Genomic DNA, 2613 nt, shown 5'->3' with positions numbered 1-2613 from the left:
CCAAACTATCGCGCTATTTCGCTAATCCTCATTGTCTCACTGCGACAATGATACTAGTAATACAGTCAAATTTCTGTTCTTTTTGTCTACAAACCCGAATACCAGCAAAGGAACGCACCAAAAAATCGGCTAAGCCACAGCCATTGACTTCCCTGCCACCAGACCTACAGAAACATTCACAAAAGTACTCAACCGTCGAATTCCGACGATAGAAGCGATAAAACCGTGCAATAAAGTATGAACACATATTTCTTCGGCAATAAGACTTTTATTCATTATCGAATAACGAATTTTCAGGATGTCCGATAGAGAACCTCAGACAAACGACGACAGGGCGGAGTTCGGAAGACGCCAGTTTCTCGGCGGGCTCACGTCGCTGGCCGCAGCAGCATCGTACACACTCGACGTCCCCGACACGGTCGCTTCGACCGTGTCGAATAGCGATGATGAACTCGCCCAAACAATCTCGTCTCCGGATGGTGCAGTCGCAGTCGAGTTCGATGTCTCGTCGGGGACGCCAACGTACACCGTTTCGTACGATGGACGAACCGTCGTCGAACCGTCGTCGCTGGGGTTCGAGTTCGACGGGCAGCCCGCTTTCGGGACCGAACTCACGGTTACCGGGACCGAACGCTCGGCGGTAGACGGCCGATGGACGCCCATCTGGGACCAATACAACGAAATCCGTGAGCACTACAACGAACTCCGTGTTGGTCTCGCCGAGACGACCAGTCCTGAGCGGGCGCTCACAGTTGCAATTCGTGTGTTCGACGACGGTCTCGGACTGCGGTACGTATTCCCCGAAGACAGTGGCTTCGGCGACTTTGTCATCACCGCAGAGCGGACGGAGTTCGCATTCGGCGGCGACTACACCGCGTGGTGGATCGAGAACGACTTCAACAGCTACGAATACGGGTACAAGGAGACGCCGCTGAGCGAAATCGGCGAACGAAGCCCCTTCGGCGGTGCCCACACCCCGATGACGATGCAGGCCGACGATGAAACGTATCTAAGCATTCACGAAGCCAGCCTCGTCGATTACGCGGCGATGGGAGTCGAACCCACGTCCTCCGAGGGGACGGCCTTCGAATCGACGCTCGCACCACTCCCCGATGGGACGAAGGTGGCGGCGACGGCACCCCACGCAACCCCGTGGCGGACGATTCAGGTCGGGTCGAGACCGGGTGACCTCGTCGAGTCCAACCTCATCGTGAACCTCAACGAGCCACACGACCCTGCCGATTTCCCGCACGGAACCGACTGGATCGAACCGCAGAAGTTCCTCGGCGTGTGGTGGCTCATGATTACCGGACGCGCAGATTGGGAGTACCGCGGTCCCGAAACCGGAAACCACGGCGCACAGACCAAGCGCATGAAGCGCTACATGGACTTTGCCAGCGAGCACGACATTCCGAGCGTCCTCGTCGAGGGCTGGAACGAAGGCTGGAGCACCTACCCCGGCGACGGCAGCGCCATGGACTTCGACGAGAGCTACCCGGACTTCGATATCGAGGAGGTGACCGACTACGGTCGAGCCCTGAGCCCACCGGTCAGGATGACCGCACACAACGAAACTGCGGGCAACATTTCGAACTACGAGTCGCAACTCACTTCGGACAGTTCGAGTCCGTTCGCTTACTACGATTCACTCGGGATTCACTCGATAAAGACGGGATACGTCGCCGACAGCGGCGTTAGCATCGACGGTGAGACGTACAATCACCACTGCCAACCACTCGTCAACCACCATCGACTCGTGTACCGCGAGGCGGCCAAACACCGGCAGATGTTGGAGATTCACGAACCACTCAAGCCGACCGGCGAGCGCCGAACCTTCCCGAATGTGATGACACGAGAGGGCGTCCTCGGACAGGAGTACGACTCCTTCGGACGCGTCGGTCCATCGCATCACGTCACGTTCCCGTTCACCCGGATGCTCGGCGGTCCCGTCGAGTACACGCCGGGAATCTTCGACATGGACTCCGGGTCCGGCGGCATCGAAACGACGCGAGCGAAGCAACTCGCCATGTACCCGACGTACTTCAGCGGCCTGCAGATGGTCTCCGACCTCCCGAGTTCGTATCTCGCCGACCGAGACACGGCACTCGAAGTCGGAAGCGTGACACAGGCGGAAGATGCAGAACGGAATGGGTTCGCAACAGCCGCGAAGTGGGCCGGGGCATTCGGCGGTAAGTACGTCCCGGTCGACCCCAACACCGTCGACCACGGGGCCTCACTTTCGTGGCCTATCGAAAACGTCCCGAGCGCCGGTGAGTACGACCTTCACTTCCGATACGCGAGCGATGCGACAAACAACGCCGTACCCGAAGGGACACCTCGAACAGCGACTGTACTCGTCGATGGGGACGCACAAAAACAGGCGACGTTCCCACCGACGGCGTACTGGGACGAGTGGAACGCGATTTCAGTCCGCGTCTCGCTGTCGGCCGGTGCAAACACGGTTACACTGACGCTCGGAGACGACGACACCGGCGGGGTCAACCTCGCCTTGGGGGGAGTGGCCGGACCCGGCTCCCCCCTGCCCCGACCCCCGGCGGGCCCCCCCCCGGGGGCGCCCGGACCCCCGGGGGGGCCCCCCCACCCCCGCCGTGG

The 2613-nt window shown here is 60.1% G+C and carries 1 protein-coding gene; it reads left to right on the top strand.

The annotated features are described in order from the left end of the window. Positions 1 to 298 precede the first annotated feature (298 nt). On the top strand, positions 299 to 2613 hold a 2315-nt coding region (locus tag QT222_RS02760; RefSeq protein ID WP_491476227.1), incomplete at its 3' end, for a glycoside hydrolase family 97 N-terminal domain-containing protein.

It is taken from the genome of Haloferax sp. s1 (genome assembly GCF_058382125.1).
The sequence above is the reverse complement of the archived record's forward strand: the minus strand, read 5'-3'. Positions and strand labels throughout refer to the sequence as shown.